Raw genomic sequence first — 15,303 nt, forward strand, 5'->3', positions numbered from 1 at the left:
GGAACCGCGCGACCAGCCACGACGGCGCCGCAGATGATCGACAGCGCCTCGCGGTACTTCCAGCAGAGCGCTTAGTTGTCGTTCCAGCGGGGCAGAAGGGCGCCCGCCCCCTGCGAAGGGAAGGCGCCCCCGCCCGAAAGGATCAGCCGGTGTTGCGCAGCCCCGCTGCCACGCCGTTGACGGTGAGCAGCAGTGCCCGGCCAAGGAGCGGGTCCGGCTCCTCGCCCGCCGCGGCCGCGTCACGCTGGCGCTTGAGCAGCGCGACCTGGAGGTACGAGATCGGGTCCAGGTAGGCGTCACGGATGCCGAAGGTCTGCTGGAGCTCCGGGTGGGAGTCGAGCAGCTGCTCGCCGCCGGTGATGCGCAGAACCTCCTGCACCGTCAGCGCGTGCTCCGCCTCGATCACGTCGAAGACGTGCTTCAGCTCGTCGGGGACGAGCGTGTCCACGTAGTGGCGGGCGATCCGCAGGTCCGTCTTGGCCAGGGTCATCTCCACGTTCGAGATGAAGTTCTGGAAGAAGTGCCAGTGCTCCTGCATCTCGCCGAGCACCGTGTCGCCCTCTTGTCGCAGACCCCCCTCGCGCAGCGCCTTGAGGCCGGAGCCGACGCCGAACCAGCCCGGCACGATCTGCCGCGACTGCGTCCAGCCGAAGACCCACGGGATGGCGCGCAGGCCGTCGAGCGAGACGCCCGAGCCGGGGCGGCGGGAGGGGCGGGAGCCGAGGTGCAGGTCGGCGAGCTGGTCGACCGGCGTCGACGCGAGGAAGTACGTCGGCAGGTCCGGGTCCTCGACCAGCTTGCGGTACGCGGAGTGCGCGGCGTCCGACACGACGTCCATCGCCGCGTCCCAGCGGGCCAGCGCCTCGTCGGACTGGCGGGGAGCCGTATGCAGAGCGGAGGCCTGGAGCGTCGCCGCGACCGTCAGTTCCAGGTTCTCCCTGGCCAGCGAGGGCACCAGGTACTTGTCGGAGATGACCTCGCCCTGCTCGGTCACCTTGATCTCGCCCTCGAGTGTGCCCCAGGGCTGAGCCAGGATCGCGTCGTGGGACGGGCCGCCGCCACGCCCGACGGTGCCGCCACGGCCGTGGAAGAGCCGCAGCCGCACGCCGTAGCGGTGCGCGACGTCACGCAGCCTGCGCTGCGCCCGGTGGATCTCCCACTGCGAGGTGGTGATGCCGCCGAACTTGGAGGAGTCCGAGTAGCCGAGCATGACTTCCTGGACGTCGCCGCGGAGCGCGACCAGCTTGCGGTACGACGGGTCGGCGAGCATCTCGTCGAGGATGACGTCGGCGGCGCGCAGCTCGTCCGTCGTCTCCAGGAGCGGCACGATGCCGATCTTCGCCCAGCCCGCGTGCAGGTCGACGAGCCCGGCCTCGCGGGCGAGGACGGCGGCGGCGAAGACGTCGTCGGCGCCCTGGCACATCGAGATGATGTACGACTCGATGACCTCGGGCCCGAAGACCTGGAGGGCCTTCTTCACGGTGAGGAAGACCCCGAGGGTCTTCTCACCGGCGGCATCGAGGGGCGCCGGGGACGGCCCGAGCGGCCTGCGCGAACGCAGCTCCTTGGCGAGCAGCTTCTGGCGGTACTCGCGCGGCATGTCCACGTACCGCCAGGACTCCTCGCCGAGGCGGTCGAAGAGCTGGCCGAGCGCGTGGTGATGGGCGTCGGCGTGTTCCCGTACGTCCATGGTGGCGAGCTGGAGACCGAACGCGGCGAGCGTACGGATCGTGCGGTTCATCCGGCCTTCGGCGAAGAGCCCGCCCTTGTGCTCGCGCAGCGACGTCTGGACGAGGGTGAGGTCGTGCAGCAGCTCACCGGTGCCGAGATAGTCGCGCCCCTCCTCGTGGGCGGTACCGCGGGCCAGGCGCTCCTTGGTGTTCTCCAGCTTCTGCCGGATGCAGGTGGCCTTGAGGCGGTAGGGCTCTTCGGAGTTGAGCCGCTTGTACCGGGGGCTGATCTCGGGCAGCCGCTCCAGGTCGAGCTGGAGGGAGGTCTTCAGCTCTTCGGTGGCTCCGGTGTAGCGGATGGAGTTGGAGAGGTAGCCGCGCAGCTCGTCGATGAGCAGGAGGGCGTCGTTGATGCCGTGCTCGTGCTGGAGGATCAGGACGTTCCAGGTGACGTCGGGCGTCACGTTCGGGTTGCCGTCGCGGTCGCCGCCGATCCAGGTGCCGAAGGTGAGCGGCCGGGTGCCTTCGGGCAGCTCGACGCCGACGCGCTCCAGCTCGGCCGTCAGATCCTCCAGTACGTCCCCGACGGCGCCGGCGTGCAGCTCGTCCAGGTAGTAGATGGCGTTGCGTGCCTCGTCGGCGGGTTCGGGACGGACGACGCGCAGCTCGTCGGTCTGCCACACCAGGTCGATGTTCTCGGCGAGGCGGGTGTCGTGGCGGCGCCGGTCGGCCTCGATGACCGGGGTCTCCAGGAGCTCGGCGACGCGGCGCAGCTTGTTGAGGACGGAGCGGCGTGCGGCCTCGGTGGGGTGCGCGGTGAAGACGGGGCGCACGTTCAGGTGCTCCACGGTCTGGCGCAGGTGCTCGGGGTCGGCGTCCTTGAGCCGGTCCGCCGTACGGGCGAGGAGACCGCCCTCGGCGGCTCGCCGGGCGCGCAGCTCGCGGCCTCGGTGGACCTGCTCGGTCACGTTCGCCAGGTGGAAGTACGTGGAGAAGGCGCGGACCAGCTTGGCCGCGGTCTCCAGTTCGGTGCCACCGAGCAGGCGGGCGGCGGCCTCGCCGTCCTCGCGGGTCAGGCGGCGGACCTTCTCGACCAGTTCGAGGAGCTCGGAGCCCTCCTGACGTACGAGGGTCTCGCCCAGCAGGTCGCCGAGGCGGCGGATGTCAGCGCGCAGCTCGGTGCTGGCTGTGGTGGTCTGGTCGTCGGCACTGCTCACAGGTGCGGCTCCTTGCAGTGTTGAAGCACGTCAGGTCTGGGAGGGGTCCCCTGCCGGATAGGAATCCGGGTTCCGGGGGAAAGGGGAGATAGAGAGCGGACCGCGCTGTCCGACCGTTTCCGTTCCCAAGGATAGGTGTCACTTCGCGGCACGTACTCGCAGCCTCTTGCCGTCGGGTTCCGCGCTGCCATACTTACGTCGCCGTAGGTTACGGGACCGTAGATAACGCGGAGCCCGTGACCGTGCGCCCGCCGCACCTGCGCCGTGACCTCAACCCTCGACCCCACAGGGGACGTGCCCATGACCTCATCTTCCGATGCGTACTCCGACACCGATGTGATCGAAGACGCTCCGCAGGCCGCGGGTTCCCCGTCTGCCACTGCTCCGTCCGCCGCTGCTCCGTCCGCGACGCTGGGCGGTGAGCAGAAGCGGTCCATCGAACAGATCACGCTGCTCCTGTTCATCGCCGTCCCCTTCGTCGCCGTGCTCGGTGCGGTGCCGCTGGCCTGGGGCTGGGGCGTGAGCTGGCTGGACCTCGGCCTCCTGGTCTTCATGTACTACCTGGGCTGCCACGGCATCACGATCGGTTTCCACCGCTACTTCACGCACGGCGCCTTCAAGGCCAAGCGCCCGCTGCGGATCGCGCTCGCCGTGGCGGGCTCGATGGCGGTGGAGGGCCCGCTGGTCCGCTGGGTCGCGGACCACCGCAAGCATCACAAGTTCTCGGACGCGGAGGGTGACCCCCATTCGCCGTGGCGCTTCGGTGAGACGGTCCCGGCCCTGATGAAGGGCCTGTGGTGGGCGCATATCGGATGGCTGTTCGATGAGGAGCAGACATCGCAGGAGAAGTACGCACCGGACCTGATCAAGGACCCGGCGATCCGCGCGGTCTCCCGTCAGTTCCTCATGTGGACCATCGTTTCGCTGGCCGTCCCGCCGCTGGTCGGCGGCCTGGTCACGATGTCCTGGTGGGGCGCTTTCACGGCGTTCTTCTGGGGCTCGCTCGTCCGGGTGTCCCTGCTCCACCACGTCACGTGGTCGATCAACTCGATCTGCCACGCGGTGGGCAAGCGCCCCTTCAAGTCGCGGGACCGCTCGGGCAACGTGTGGTGGCTCGCGGTCCTGTCCTGCGGTGAGTCCTGGCACAACCTGCACCACGCCGACCCGACGTCGGCGCGGCACGGCGTTCTGAAGGGCCAGGTCGACTCGTCGGCGCGGATCATCCGCTGGTGCGAGCAGCTCGGCTGGGCCAGCGATGTGCGCTGGCCGTCAGAATCGCGTATCGATGCCCGCCGGAAGCACAAGTCCGTCGGCCCGGCATGATTGACGACGTGGCGACCGACTCCAGCAATACCAGCCCCTCCAGCAAAGAGAAGCAGCCCCGGCGTACGCGTCGGACCCGGATGACGGGTGCCGAGCGCCGGGAGCAGTTGCTGGACATCGGCCGCACGCTGTTCGCCGCGAAGGGCTTCGAGGGCACGTCGGTGGAGGAGATCGCGGCGAAGGCCGGCGTCTCCAAGCCTGTCGTGTACGAGCACTTCGGCGGCAAGGAGGGTCTGTACGCGGTGGTGGTGGACCGCGAGATGCGGGCACTGCTCGACGGCGTGACGGGAGCACTGACGGCGGGCCACCCGCGTGAGCTGCTCGAACAGGCGGCGTTCGCCCTCCTCGACTACATCGAGACGTACACGGACGGCTTCCGCATCCTGGTCCGCGATTCGCCGGTGGCGCAGTCGACAGGCACGTTCGCCTCGCTGATCTCCGACATCGCGACGCAGGTGGAGGACATCCTCGGCCAGGAGTTCAAGACCCGGGGCTTCGACCAGAAGCTGGCCCCTCTCTACGCCCAGGCCCTCGTCGGCATGGTCGCGCTGACGGGCCAGTGGTGGCTGGACGTCCGCAAGCCGAAGAAGGCGGAGGTGGCGGCCCACCTGGTCAACCTGGCCTGGCACGGTCTCGACGGTCTTGAGCCCAAGCCGCGGTTGATAGGGCACAGGAAGAGCTGACGCCCGGCCGCCGGTTGTGGCGGCGGGGTCAGGCGCGTCGTGTGATGGCCTCGCCGATGGCGAATCCCTTGGCGGGGCCGCTCGGGACGACAACTTCGGTGCCGTAGGGGACGCGGTGCTCGTCGTCGTACGTCGCCTTCTTGGGGTTGGGCGCGGTCAGCACGAGGACGACGCCTTCCTCGTCGAAGTCATCGACGATCACGTAGACCGGGATGCCCGCGCGCGCGTACTCGCGACGCTTGCGGACGCGGTCGCGCGCGATGCTGGCGCGGCCCGGCGAGACGACCTCGATGACCATGGGCACTCCGGCGGCGTCCACGCCGAGATCTTCCTCGTCGGGGATCTCGTCGAGGTCTTCGGGGGCCACGAAGATGTCCGGGATCCAGACCTTGCGGCGGTGGATCACATTGGCGTCCTGATGCGCGACGTAGTCACTGCCGACCAGGTGGGCGTCCAACGCCCGGCGGAGTCGGCTGATGAGCACGGCATGACGACGGCGACCGGTGGGCGACACCTCGATGGCACCCTCGATGATCTCGGCGCGGTAGCCCTCGGGGAGATCCATGGCTTTCCACGCCTGCCACAGGACCTCGTCCAAGTCGGATACCGGGTTGTTCACCACGGGGGTCACCTCATGTGCGAGAGCGGTCATCGTGCAGCACCTCCTCCATCAGTGTGGGCGCGGGCACCACTGCGGCACAAGCGACACGGGGACGCTATGGCCTTGCTGCCGCTCCCATCCGAAAAGCCCTCGCGATCACCCGAAAGGGCAAGGTCAGGCCAACGGTTCGAGGAATTCGAGCCGGTTGCCCACCGGATCCTCCGAGTAGAACCGCCGGTGCCCCGGAAGCGAGTCGTCCCAGACCACGGACGCGCCCCGCGAGGCGAGCCGCTCCGCGTACGCCGCGATGTCCCGCACTCGCAGCCCGGGGTGCGCCTTGCGGGCGGCCCGGAAGGCGGGCTCGATGCCCAGGTGCAGCGAAACCGCCCCCGCGCGGAACCAGCACCCGCCCCGCGCCGCAAGCACCGGAGGCTTCGGGATCTCCGTCATGCCGAGTACGTCGGCGTAGTACGCCCGCAGCTCCGGCTCGCTGCCGGGTGGCGCGGCGAGCTGCACATGGTCGACGGCGACGAGTGTCACGCGGTCGCCGGACGCCGGGCCACCGCGAAGACCCGCCGGAAGGGGAACACCGTGCCCCCCGCTCCCACCGGGTACGCCTTGCGGAGCAGCTCCCGGTACTCGGACAGGAAACCCTCCCTCGCCTCCGCGTCGGATGCCAGTGCCGTCAGGACCGGCCGCAGGCCCGTCCCCTTCACCCAGTCCAGGACCGGGTCCTCCCCCTCCAGGAGGTGCAGATACGTCGTCTCCCAGGCGTCCACCTCGCAGCCCAGCGAGACCAACCGTTCCAGGTACGCCGTCGGCGAGAGCACCGCGTCCGCGTGGCGGAGGTGGCCGCCGAGCCTCTCCCGCCAGCGCTCCGACTCGCTCAGCTCGCGCATCAGGACGTGGCTGGGGGCGTCGAAGTTGCCGGGGACCTGGAAGGCGAGCACTCCGCCGGGGGCGAGCGCCTCGATCCACGCGGGGAACGAGTCGGGGTGGCCCGGCACCCATTGGAGGGTCGCGTTGGAGAGGATCAGGTCGTACGTTCCCGCGGGCGGCGCCCAGCCCGACGCGTCCGCCTCGGCGAAGTCCAGGCGGCCACCGCCGGACGTGGGGCCCGCGAGGCGCTCCGCCTGCTCCAGCATCTGGGGGGAGTTGTCGAAGCCCGTGACGTGCGCCGTGGGCCAGCGTTCGGTGAGGAGGCGCGTGACGTTGCCGGGGCCGCAGCCCAGGTCGGCGATGCGGGGCGGTCGGCCGTCGGTGGCGGGGAATTCGGGGACGCGGGCCAGGAGGTCGATAAAGGGGCGGGCCCGGTGGCCGGAGTGGCGCAGGTATTGGCCCGGGTCCCAGGCGGGGGCGGGGGCGGGGGCGGAGCTGCTGCTGGGGGCGGCGGACATGAGGGCCTCCTCGATCACGGGCTTCGGGCGTCGAACCCCGGCGTTGCACTGCCTTCGCGCAGGCTTCGTACAGGCTTCGTACAGGCGTCACATCGCCTTCGCAGCGGCGCCACGGACGTCGTAACGCCATCCTCAACCCCGAAGTATCTTGACGTCAAGAGACTTCATGTCGACAGACCCTCTACACTGATCGCCATGGAGGACGAGGTCGACCGTTTGGTCGCAGCATGGCGCCGGGAGCGCCCCGACCTCGACGTGGAACCACTCGAGGTGCTCAGCCGCGTCAGCAGGCTCGCGCGGCATCTCGACCGCGCCCGTCGGCTCGCATTCTCCGAGCACAGCCTGGAGCCGTGGGAGTTCGACGTACTGACGTCGCTGCGGCGCGCGGGCGCGCCCTATCAGCTCTCCCCCGGCCAGCTGCTCACCCAGACCCTGGTCACATCCGGCACGATGACCAACCGCATCGACCGGCTCGCGAAGAAGGGCCTCGTCGAGCGGCTCCCCGACCCCAGTGACCGGCGCGGCGTGCTCGTGCGGCTCACCGAGGAAGGGCAGGACCGCGCCGACCAGGCCCTCGCCGGGCTCCTCAAGCAGGAGCGGGCCATCCTCGCCGAGCTCTCGCGCGGACAGCGGGGCGAACTGGCCGCGCTGCTACGCCAGTTGACCGCCCCGTTCGACAACATCCCTGGCTAGGTCGACCGGGCCGACCCCGGCCCTGCGAGCGAGCGCGACGGCCGCGAGCGTGGAGTGGACGCCCAGCTTCCCCAGCACGTTCTGCATGTGCGTACGCACGGTGTGCGGGGAGAGGAAGAGGCGCTCGGCCACGGCCTTCCTGCCCAGGCCCGCCACCATGCAGCGAAGCACCTCGCGCTCGCGCGGAGTCAGCGACTCCACCAGGCGCTCGGACTCCGTGCGGTGCTTGCGTGCGGCGGTCAGCTCGCGCAGGACGCCGGTGAGCAACGCGGGCGGCAGATGGGTCTCCTCCCGCAGCACGCCCCGTATGACCGTGAGGAGCCGGGACAGCGAGCAGTCCTTGGCGACCCAGCCCGAGGCACCGGCCTGTAGCGCGAGGGCGGCCCTGCGCGGGTCGTCCTTCTCGGCGAGGACCACCGTGCGGACCATCGGCTGGCCCGAACGGACCCCGGCCACCAGGGAGATGCCGTCCACCAGACCGTCCGCGTTGCCGTCCTGCACGGACGGCGCGGGGCGAACGCCCTGCATGGCGCTCGCGGATGCGCCGAGGTCGGCGTCGACGAGCAGCACGTCGTACCTGCGCCCCTCGGCGATTCCTCGCTCCATGCAGCGCAGCGCGGCCGGGCCGCTGCCCGCCGCGGACACGTCGACGTCGGGCTCCGCCGCCAGTGCCGCTGCGAGCGACTCGGCGAAGATGCGATGGTCGTCGACGACCAGGACTCGGATACGAACCACTGAAACCCCCTTCCCCAAGCTCTCGTCGGAGAGCAGGGGATACCCCATCGCCGGAGAACGCACGGTGCGGGTACGGCGCCCGGAACGAGGGTCACGGCAATCGCACGGCCGCCGCCGCGCTATGACTGCTACCCCCACGCCGGGCGTCGTACCCGACTGTCTCGCCCCCTGATCGGTGCCGGCCCCCACCGGCACTGCCACTCAGAGTAGGGCCGGACGGCAGGAGCGGAAGGTGATTTACAGAACTGATTGGCCAGCGCGTTTATGGTGAGACCTATGTTTCGTATTGAGACAGGAGTCGACAAAGAGCGATCCGCTCTGCTCCTTGCCCACCTCCAGGACTCGAACAACGCCGCATCACCCGTGATCCGTGCGATGCGCGGAACCGTCGAGGAGCGTGAAGTACCGCTGGCAGTCTGGGTGTTGGGCCGGACGGACGACCTGATCGGCGGCCTCGCCGGGCACACCTGGGGGCGCTGGCTCCATGTGAACCACCTCTGGGTCAGCGAGGACCACCAGGGCGCGGGCCTCGGCACCCGGCTGCTCGGCGAGGCGGAGCGCATCGCCCGCGAGGAGCGCGGCTGTCTCAACTCCCGCGTGGAGACATGGGACTTCCAGGCTCCCGGGTTCTATCGCGGCCAGGGCTACGACGTGGTGTCCGTCATCCCGGACTACCCGCAGGGCGCCAAGGAGTTCACCCTGACGAAGCGGCTGACCTGACGAAGCGACCGACCTGACGTCACGCCACGCGACGCGCCCCCGCCGAAGGCACCGCCGGGAACACGCGGGGCGGAGTATGTCCTGCCGACGCGAACGCCTCGACGACCGCCTTGGTGACCGCGTCCGCGTCCACCTCCTCGACCAGGACCACCGCGGAGCCGCCAAAGCCCCCACCGGTCATCCGGGCGCCGAGCGCCCCCGCCGCGTTCGCCGTGGACACCACCAGGTCCAGCTCCGGGCAGGAGATCCGCAGGTCGTCGCGGAGCGAGGCGTGGCCCTCGGTGAGGACGGGGCCGATTCCGCGTACGTCGCCCGCGTCGAGCAGGTCGATGACGCGCTCCACGCGGTGGTCGTCGGAGACGACGTGGCGGACGTAGTCACGGACGGTGTCGTCCGTCAACTTCTCCAAGGCATCGGGGAGTTCGGTGTACGGGACGTCGCGCAGATGGCTCACGCCGAGCGCCCGCGCGCCCGCCTCGCACCCGGAGCGGCGCTCGGCGTACGCGCCGTCGCCGAGCGCGTGCTTCACGCGGGTGTCGACCACCAGGAGCCGCAGCCCCTGCGCCGCGAGGTCGAAGGGAACCTGACGTATCGACAGGTCACGGCAGTCCAGGTGCAGGGCGTGGCCTTCCGTGGCGCACGCCGATGCCATCTGGTCCATGACACCGCACGGCACGCCGACGAAGTCGTTCTCGGCGCGCTGGGCGATGACCGCCAACTCCGGGTGGGTCAGGCCCAGTTCGTACAGGTCATTCAGGGCGAGCGCCATGACGACCTCCAGGGCGGCGGACGAGGAGAGGCCCGCCCCCGTCGGCACGGTCGACGCGAGGTGGACGTCGGCGCCGCCGGTCACGTCATGTCCCGCCTCCCGCAGCGCCCACGCCACGCCCGCCGGGTAGGCGGCCCAGCCGCCCTGCCCGTAAGGCGACAAGGGGGTCAGCTCGTCGACCCGCAGCTCGGCCACCGGTGCGTCGATGTCCGCCGAGTGGAGTCGCAGGACCCCGTCCGAGCGCCGCGCCACCGCCGCCACCGCGGTGTGCGGCAGTGCGAGCGGCAGTACGAAGCCTTCGTTGAAGTCCGTGTACTCGCCGATGAGGTTGACCCGGCCCGGCGCCGAGAAGACCCCGTCCGCCTCGTACCCGTACAACTCGGCGAACTGCCCCGCTACGTCCATCAGTTACCCCTTGATACCGGTCAACGCTGGGCGAATGCCCATGCGTCGGCGACGATGCCCGCGAGGTCCGCGCGGGACGGATTCCAGCCGAGGCGCTCGCGCGCGGTGGCCGCCGACGCGACGAGGACCGCCGGGTCGCCGCCGCGGCGCGGGGCCATGACCTCGGGGATCGGGTGTCCGGTGACCTGGCGGACGGTTTCGATGACCTCGCGTACGGAGAAGCCGTTTCCGTTGCCGAGGTTGCAGATCAGGTGCTCGCCCGAGGTGGCCGCCTCGACCGCGAGGAGGTGCGCCTGGGCCAGGTCGGCGACGTGGATGTAGTCGCGTACGCAGGTGCCGTCCGGGGTCGGGTAGTCGTCGCCGTAGACGTTGATTGCTTCTCGGCGGCCTTGCGCGACCTGGAGGACCAGCGGGATCAGGTGGGATTCGGGTTCGTGCCGCTCACCCTGCTCGCCGTACGCGCCCGCCACGTTGAAGTAGCGCAGCGACACCGCGCCCAGGCCGTGCGCGGCGGCCTCGCCGCTGATCATGTGGTCGACGGCCAGCTTGGAGGCGCCGTACGGGGAGGTCGGGGCGGTCGGGTCCGTCTCGGTGATGGGGGTGCTGACCGGTTCGCCGTACGTCGCCGCCGTCGAGGAGAACACCAGTTTGCGTACGTCGGCGTCGCGCATCGCGGCGAGCAGCGCCATCGTGCCGCCGACGTTGTTGTCCCAGTACTTCTCGGGCTTCACGACGGACTCGCCGACCTGCGAGAAGGCAGCGAAATGCAACACGGCGTCGAAGGAGGAGTCCAGCCACTTGGCGGCATCGCGGATGTCGCCCTCGATGAACGTCGCGCCGGACGGGACGCCCGCGCGGAACCCGGTGGAGAGGTTGTCGAGGACGGTCACCTCATGCCCGGCCTCGATCAGATGCTGGGCCACCACGCTTCCCACATAGCCCGCCCCGCCGGTGACCAGGTACTTACCGCTCATGAACTCGCTACCTCTCGCAGTCGCTGGGCCGCGGCTTCCGGCGGCACGTCGTTGATGAACACACTCATGCCGGATTCGGAACCCGCGAGGAACTTCAGCTTGCCCGAAGTGCGGCGAATGGTGAAAAGCTCGAGGTGGAGGGCGAAGTCGTCCCGATTGACGCCTTCGTGCTCTGCCAGGTCTTCCAGCGACCCGAAGGGCGCTTGGTGCCACGCCGCGATGTACGGGGTCGGCTGTTCACCTTCGCCGAAGATCCGGTCGAAGCGCCTCAACAGTTCCAGATAGACCTGGGGAAACTCTGTGCGCGTCGCTTCGTCGAGTCCGAGCAGGTCGGGCACCCGGCGCTTGGGGTAGAGGTGTACCTCGTAGGGCCAGTGCGCCGCGTACGGCACGAACGCCACCCAGTGTTCGGCTTCGAGGACCACCCGGTCGCCCGCGAGCTCATCGGCCACGACGTCGTCGAAGAGATTGCGGCCCGTCGCCTCCTTGTGCGCGGCGAGCGACCTCAGCATCAGGGACGTACGCGGAGTGGTGAAGGGATAGGCGTAGATCTGCCCGTGCGGGTGGCCCAGGGTCACGCCGATCTCGGCGCCGCGGTTCTCGAAGCAGAACACTTGCTGGACGGAGGGCAGGTGCGAGAGCTCGGCGGTCCGGTCCGTCCAGGCATCGAGGACGAGGCCCGCTTGTTCCTCCGTGAGGTCGGCGAAGGACGAGTCGTGGTCGGAGGTGAAGCAGACGACCTCGCAGCGTCCCGCGTCCCCGGCAAGGGAGGGGAAGCGGTTCTCGAAGACCGCGACGTCGTACGAGGAGTCGGGGACCTCGCTCAGCCTCTCGCCCGCCGAGGGGCAGAGCGGGCACTCGTCGGCCGGCGGGTGGTAGGTGCGGCCCTGGCGGTGCGAGGCGATGGCCACGGAGTCGCCGAGGAGCGGATCGCGGCGGATCTCCGATGTGGTGGAGATGGGGTCAAGGGGTCTCCGGTCGATGGCGTCGCGCACCGCGTCATCACGCGAGTCGTAGTAGATGAGCTCACGACCGTCTGCGAGACGGGTCGAGGTCTTCTTCACGTCCGGGGCTCCTCACCAACACCCACCCAACATAACCGAACATAACAAATCACAAGGCAACAGCATCGTCAATGCGGTGGGAGGGATGCGTCCGAGCGGCGAGCGAGCAGCGAGCAAGCGACGAGAGGGATGCGTCCGATCACAATCCAACAAAGAACACCAACAGAAGTCTTCAGTTATTGAAGCGAGAGGCGTAGGTTCCGGTCTGATTCAGTTCGCGCAACGAAGCGAGTTCCCCATGCAGTCCCCCACACAGACCCTGGCCGAGGGGCTTCGGCTGCCCACCAACGGCCTCGACTACGCGATCCTCGCGATCTACTTCGCAGTCGTCCTAGGCATCGGCTTCGCCGCCCGGCGCTCCGTGAAGACAAGCCTCGACTTCTTCCTCTCGGGCCGCTCCCTGCCCGCCTGGGTCACCGGCCTCGCGTTCGTCGCCGCGAACCTCGGTGCCACGGAGATCCTGGGCATGGCCGCGACCGGCGCCCAGTACGGCGTCGCGGTCGTCCACTGGTACTGGATCGGCGCCATCCCCGCGATGGTCTTCCTCGGCCTCGTGATGATGCCGTTCTACTACCGCAGCAAGGTCCGCTCGGTCCCCGAGTTCCTGCTCCAGCGCTTCGACAAGTCGGCGCACCTGCTGAGCTCGGTGCTCTTCGCGTTCGCCGCGATCCTCATCGCGGGCGTGAACCTCTACGCCCTGTCGATCGTCGTCGAGGCGCTCCTCGGCTGGCCGCAGTGGGTGGCGATCGTCGTCGCCGGTTTCTTCGTCCTGGCGTACATCACGATCGGCGGGCTCTCCTCGGCGATCTACAACGAGGTGCTCCAGTTCTTCGTGATCCTCGCCGCGCTGATCCCGATCTGCGTCATCGGCCTGAAGAAGGTCGGCGGCTGGGACGGTCTGTCGGGATCGATCGAGAAGTCGCACGGCGCGGACTTCATGAGCGCGTGGGGCGGCACCGGCATCGGTGACGCCAACCCGCTGGGCGCGAACTGGCTGACGATCATCCTCGGCCTCGGCTTCGTGCTCTCCTTCGGCTACTGGACGACGAACTTCGCCGAGGTGCAGCGCGCCCTGTCCGCGAAGAACCTCTCCGCCGCCCAGCGCACTCCGCTGATCGCCGCCTTCCCGAAGATCTTCATCGTCTTCCTGGTGATGATCCCGGGCCTGGTCGCGGCCGTACTGGTCCCGAAGATCGGCACGGCGGGTTCCGACCTGACGTACAACGACGCGATCCCTTACCTGATGCAGGAGCTGCTGCCCAACGGCGTGCTCGGCATCGCGGTGACCGGTCTGCTCGCGGCGTTCATGGCGGGCATGGCGGCGAACGTGTCGTCCTTCAACACCGTGTTCACGTACGACATCTGGTCCAAGTACGTGAAGACGGACAAGCCCGATGGCTACTACCTGAAGTTCGGCCGTCTGATCACCGCGATCGGCGTCCTGGCCTCCATCGGAACGGCCTTCATCGCCTCGTCGTTCTCGAACATCATGGGGTACCTCCAGACGCTGTTCTCCTTCTTCAACGTCCCGATGTTCGTGGTCTTCATCATCGGCATGTTCTGGAAGCGGGCCTCGGTGAAGTCCGGTGTGTGGGGCCTGCTCGCGGGCACGACCGCCGCGATGGTCAACTACTTCTGGATCTACAAGCAGGGCGTCATCGACATCCCGACCGACCAGGGCGCCAACTTCGTCTCGGCGATCGTCGGCTTCGTCGCGGGCGCCGTGGTGATGGTCGTGGTCACGCTGTTCACCGCGCCGAAGCCGGAGGCCGAGCTTGCCGGTCTGGTGTACGGGACGACCGCGCCGGGCATCGAGGAGCCGCCCGCCGAGGGCGACGACGCCTGGTACCGCAAGCCCGCACTGCTCGGCTGGGGCGCGATCGTGCTCGCCGCGCTCTGCTACCTGCCGTACTCGCTCTAACCCCGATCGGAGGTCTGACACACCATGTCTGAACTGCAGAACGAAGTCTCCGAGCTGGAGCGCAAGTCCGCGACGGCGGCCCGTCTCTTCGACATCCGGCGCATCATCGGCGGCCTGTTCGTCGTCTACGGAATCATCGTGACGATCGCCGGAATCTCCCCGTCCGACGCCGACCTGAAGAAGGCCGAGGACATCAACATCAACCTGTGGACGGGCCTGGCCATGCTGGCCCTCGGGCTTTTCTTCCTCGGCTGGCTGTGGCTGCGCCCGACGGTGCCGCCCGCCGAGGTGCCGGAGAGCGAGTAACTCCCCTGGACGGGGCCCGAGCCGCCACCGCGGTAGTCACTACTGCGGTGGCGGCTCGGGCCCCGTCGGCGTATCCGCGATGCCATTGATGCCATTGATGTCGTTGATGTCGTTCGCATAGCTCGACGCAGGGCGCTCCGCGCGGTCGAGGAGTCCCGTTCGCGCGGCGAGCGCGGCGGCTTCGAGCCGGGACCCGACGCCCAGTTTCATCAGGACGCGCTGCACGTGCGTACGCGCGGTGCTCGGCGCGATCCCCATCCCGGCCGCGATCAGACGGGTGTCCTCGCCGTCCGCGACCCGCACCAGGACCTCGACCTCGCGCGGCGTCAGCATCTGAAGCAGCCGCTGCCCCTCGTCGTCGGGCTGCGCGGCCGGATTGAGCAGCTCGCTGAACGCGCCCTGGAGCAGCTGCGGGGCGACGGCGGCCTCGCCCGCTCTCGCCTTCATGATGGCGCGTTCGACGCCTTCGATGCGCTCGTCATGACGTACGTATCCGGAAGCACCCGCGGCGAAGGCGGCCGCGATGCCGCGCGGACTCGGCACCGGGCCGAGCACGACCACGGCGACCTGCGGGCGCTCCCGCTTGATCTTCACAACCGGGTCGAACATGCCTGCATCGGCGGGCGTCGCCGTGCCGAGCAGACAGACCTCGGGCGCGCGGCTGATGACCAGTTCCGCCGCCCCGGCCGCGGGCGCGGCCGCGGCGAGCACCCGGTGACCACGTAGTTTCAAGGCCGAGGCGAGTGCCTCGGCGAGCAGTCGGTGGTCGTCGACCACCATGAGCCGCACACCCATCGAGCATCCCCCCACATTTCCCCGCTGATC

At 69.3% G+C, this 15,303-nt stretch carries 15 protein-coding genes; 6 read left to right on the forward strand and 9 right to left on the reverse strand.

Going from position 1 to position 15,303, the window contains the following annotated elements; genetic code table 11:
• Positions 1-142: 142 nt before the first annotated feature.
• Entirely contained in the window at positions 143-2,887 is a 2,745-nt protein-coding gene (gene ppc / locus ACGFSB_RS24730) for a phosphoenolpyruvate carboxylase (RefSeq protein ID WP_393403134.1), read from the reverse strand.
• A gap of 300 nt (positions 2,888-3,187) precedes the next feature.
• Here ppc and ACGFSB_RS24735 point away from each other — a divergent pair, with 300 nt between their 5' ends.
• Together ACGFSB_RS24735 and ACGFSB_RS24740 are read left to right on the forward strand one after the other, a co-directional pair.
• Positions 3,188-4,210, forward strand: a complete 1,023-nt coding sequence (locus ACGFSB_RS24735; protein ID WP_393403137.1) for an acyl-CoA desaturase — start codon at positions 3,188-3,190, stop codon at positions 4,208-4,210.
• Positions 4,207-4,893: a TetR/AcrR family transcriptional regulator gene (locus ACGFSB_RS24740; protein ID WP_393403139.1), complete on the forward strand. Its 687-nt coding sequence runs from the start codon at positions 4,207-4,209 to the stop codon at positions 4,891-4,893. The genes ACGFSB_RS24735 and ACGFSB_RS24740 overlap by 4 nt, the downstream gene beginning before the upstream one ends.
• 28 nt (positions 4,894-4,921) lie before the next feature.
• On the opposite strand, the gene ACGFSB_RS24745 is transcribed toward ACGFSB_RS24740, so the two are convergent.
• The 3 genes from ACGFSB_RS24745 to ACGFSB_RS24755 form a co-directional block, all read right to left on the reverse strand.
• On the reverse strand, positions 4,922-5,545 hold the full coding sequence (locus ACGFSB_RS24745; protein WP_393403142.1) for a Uma2 family endonuclease: 624 nt from the start codon (positions 5,543-5,545) through the stop codon (positions 4,922-4,924).
• A gap of 123 nt (positions 5,546-5,668) precedes the next feature.
• Positions 5,669-6,034, reverse strand: coding sequence for a VOC family protein (locus ACGFSB_RS24750; protein ID WP_393403145.1), 366 nt, complete (start codon positions 6,032-6,034; stop codon positions 5,669-5,671).
• Positions 6,031-6,891, reverse strand: a complete 861-nt coding sequence (locus ACGFSB_RS24755; RefSeq protein ID WP_393403147.1) for a trans-aconitate 2-methyltransferase — start codon at positions 6,889-6,891, stop codon at positions 6,031-6,033. The genes ACGFSB_RS24750 and ACGFSB_RS24755 overlap by 4 nt, the downstream gene beginning before the upstream one ends.
• 195 nt (positions 6,892-7,086) lie before the next feature.
• Between ACGFSB_RS24755 and ACGFSB_RS24760 the strand changes: the two genes are divergently transcribed.
• A complete protein-coding gene (locus tag ACGFSB_RS24760) occupies positions 7,087-7,584 on the forward strand; it encodes a MarR family winged helix-turn-helix transcriptional regulator (protein ID WP_393403150.1) in 498 nt (165 codons plus the stop codon).
• On the opposite strand, the gene ACGFSB_RS24765 is transcribed toward ACGFSB_RS24760, so the two are convergent.
• On the reverse strand, positions 7,543-8,319 hold the full coding sequence (locus tag ACGFSB_RS24765) for a LuxR C-terminal-related transcriptional regulator (protein WP_393403153.1): 777 nt from the start codon (positions 8,317-8,319) through the stop codon (positions 7,543-7,545). The two genes, ACGFSB_RS24760 and ACGFSB_RS24765, sit on opposite strands and share 42 nt — an antisense overlap.
• Positions 8,320-8,595: 276 nt before the next feature.
• Between ACGFSB_RS24765 and ACGFSB_RS24770 the strand changes: the two genes are divergently transcribed.
• Entirely contained in the window at positions 8,596-9,039 is a 444-nt protein-coding gene (locus ACGFSB_RS24770) for a GNAT family N-acetyltransferase (RefSeq protein ID WP_393403156.1), read from the forward strand.
• Between the two features lie 19 nt (positions 9,040-9,058).
• On the opposite strand, the gene galK is transcribed toward ACGFSB_RS24770, so the two are convergent.
• The 3 genes from galK to galT are packed head-to-tail and all read right to left on the reverse strand — an operon-like array spanning position 9,059 to position 12,251.
• A complete protein-coding gene (galK, locus tag ACGFSB_RS24775) occupies positions 9,059-10,213 on the reverse strand; it encodes a galactokinase (RefSeq protein WP_393403158.1) in 1,155 nt (384 codons plus the stop codon).
• Positions 10,214-10,233: 20 nt separating this feature from the next.
• Positions 10,234-11,187, reverse strand: coding sequence for a UDP-glucose 4-epimerase GalE (gene galE / locus ACGFSB_RS24780; RefSeq protein ID WP_393403161.1), 954 nt, complete (start codon positions 11,185-11,187; stop codon positions 10,234-10,236).
• Complete coding sequence (galT, locus tag ACGFSB_RS24785) at positions 11,184-12,251, reverse strand: galactose-1-phosphate uridylyltransferase (RefSeq protein WP_393403164.1); 1,068 nt, start codon at positions 12,249-12,251, stop codon at positions 11,184-11,186. The genes galE and galT overlap by 4 nt, the downstream gene beginning before the upstream one ends.
• 238 nt (positions 12,252-12,489) lie before the next feature.
• Between galT and ACGFSB_RS24790 the strand changes: the two genes are divergently transcribed.
• Together ACGFSB_RS24790 and ACGFSB_RS24795 are read left to right on the forward strand one after the other, a co-directional pair.
• On the forward strand, positions 12,490-14,172 hold the full coding sequence (locus ACGFSB_RS24790) for a sodium:solute symporter family protein (protein ID WP_393403166.1): 1,683 nt from the start codon (positions 12,490-12,492) through the stop codon (positions 14,170-14,172).
• Positions 14,173-14,196: 24 nt separating this feature from the next.
• Entirely contained in the window at positions 14,197-14,478 is a 282-nt protein-coding gene (locus tag ACGFSB_RS24795; RefSeq protein ID WP_393403169.1) for a hypothetical protein, read from the forward strand.
• A gap of 39 nt (positions 14,479-14,517) precedes the next feature.
• Here ACGFSB_RS24795 and ACGFSB_RS24800 read toward each other — a convergent pair whose 3' ends face one another.
• Positions 14,518-15,273: a LuxR C-terminal-related transcriptional regulator gene (locus ACGFSB_RS24800; RefSeq protein ID WP_393403172.1), complete on the reverse strand. Its 756-nt coding sequence runs from the start codon at positions 15,271-15,273 to the stop codon at positions 14,518-14,520.
• Positions 15,274-15,303: the final 30 nt, after the last annotated feature.

The sequence above is a fragment of the Streptomyces sp. NPDC048441 genome, assembly GCF_043200235.1.
Lineage (GTDB): Bacteria > Actinomycetota > Actinomycetes > Streptomycetales > Streptomycetaceae > Streptomyces.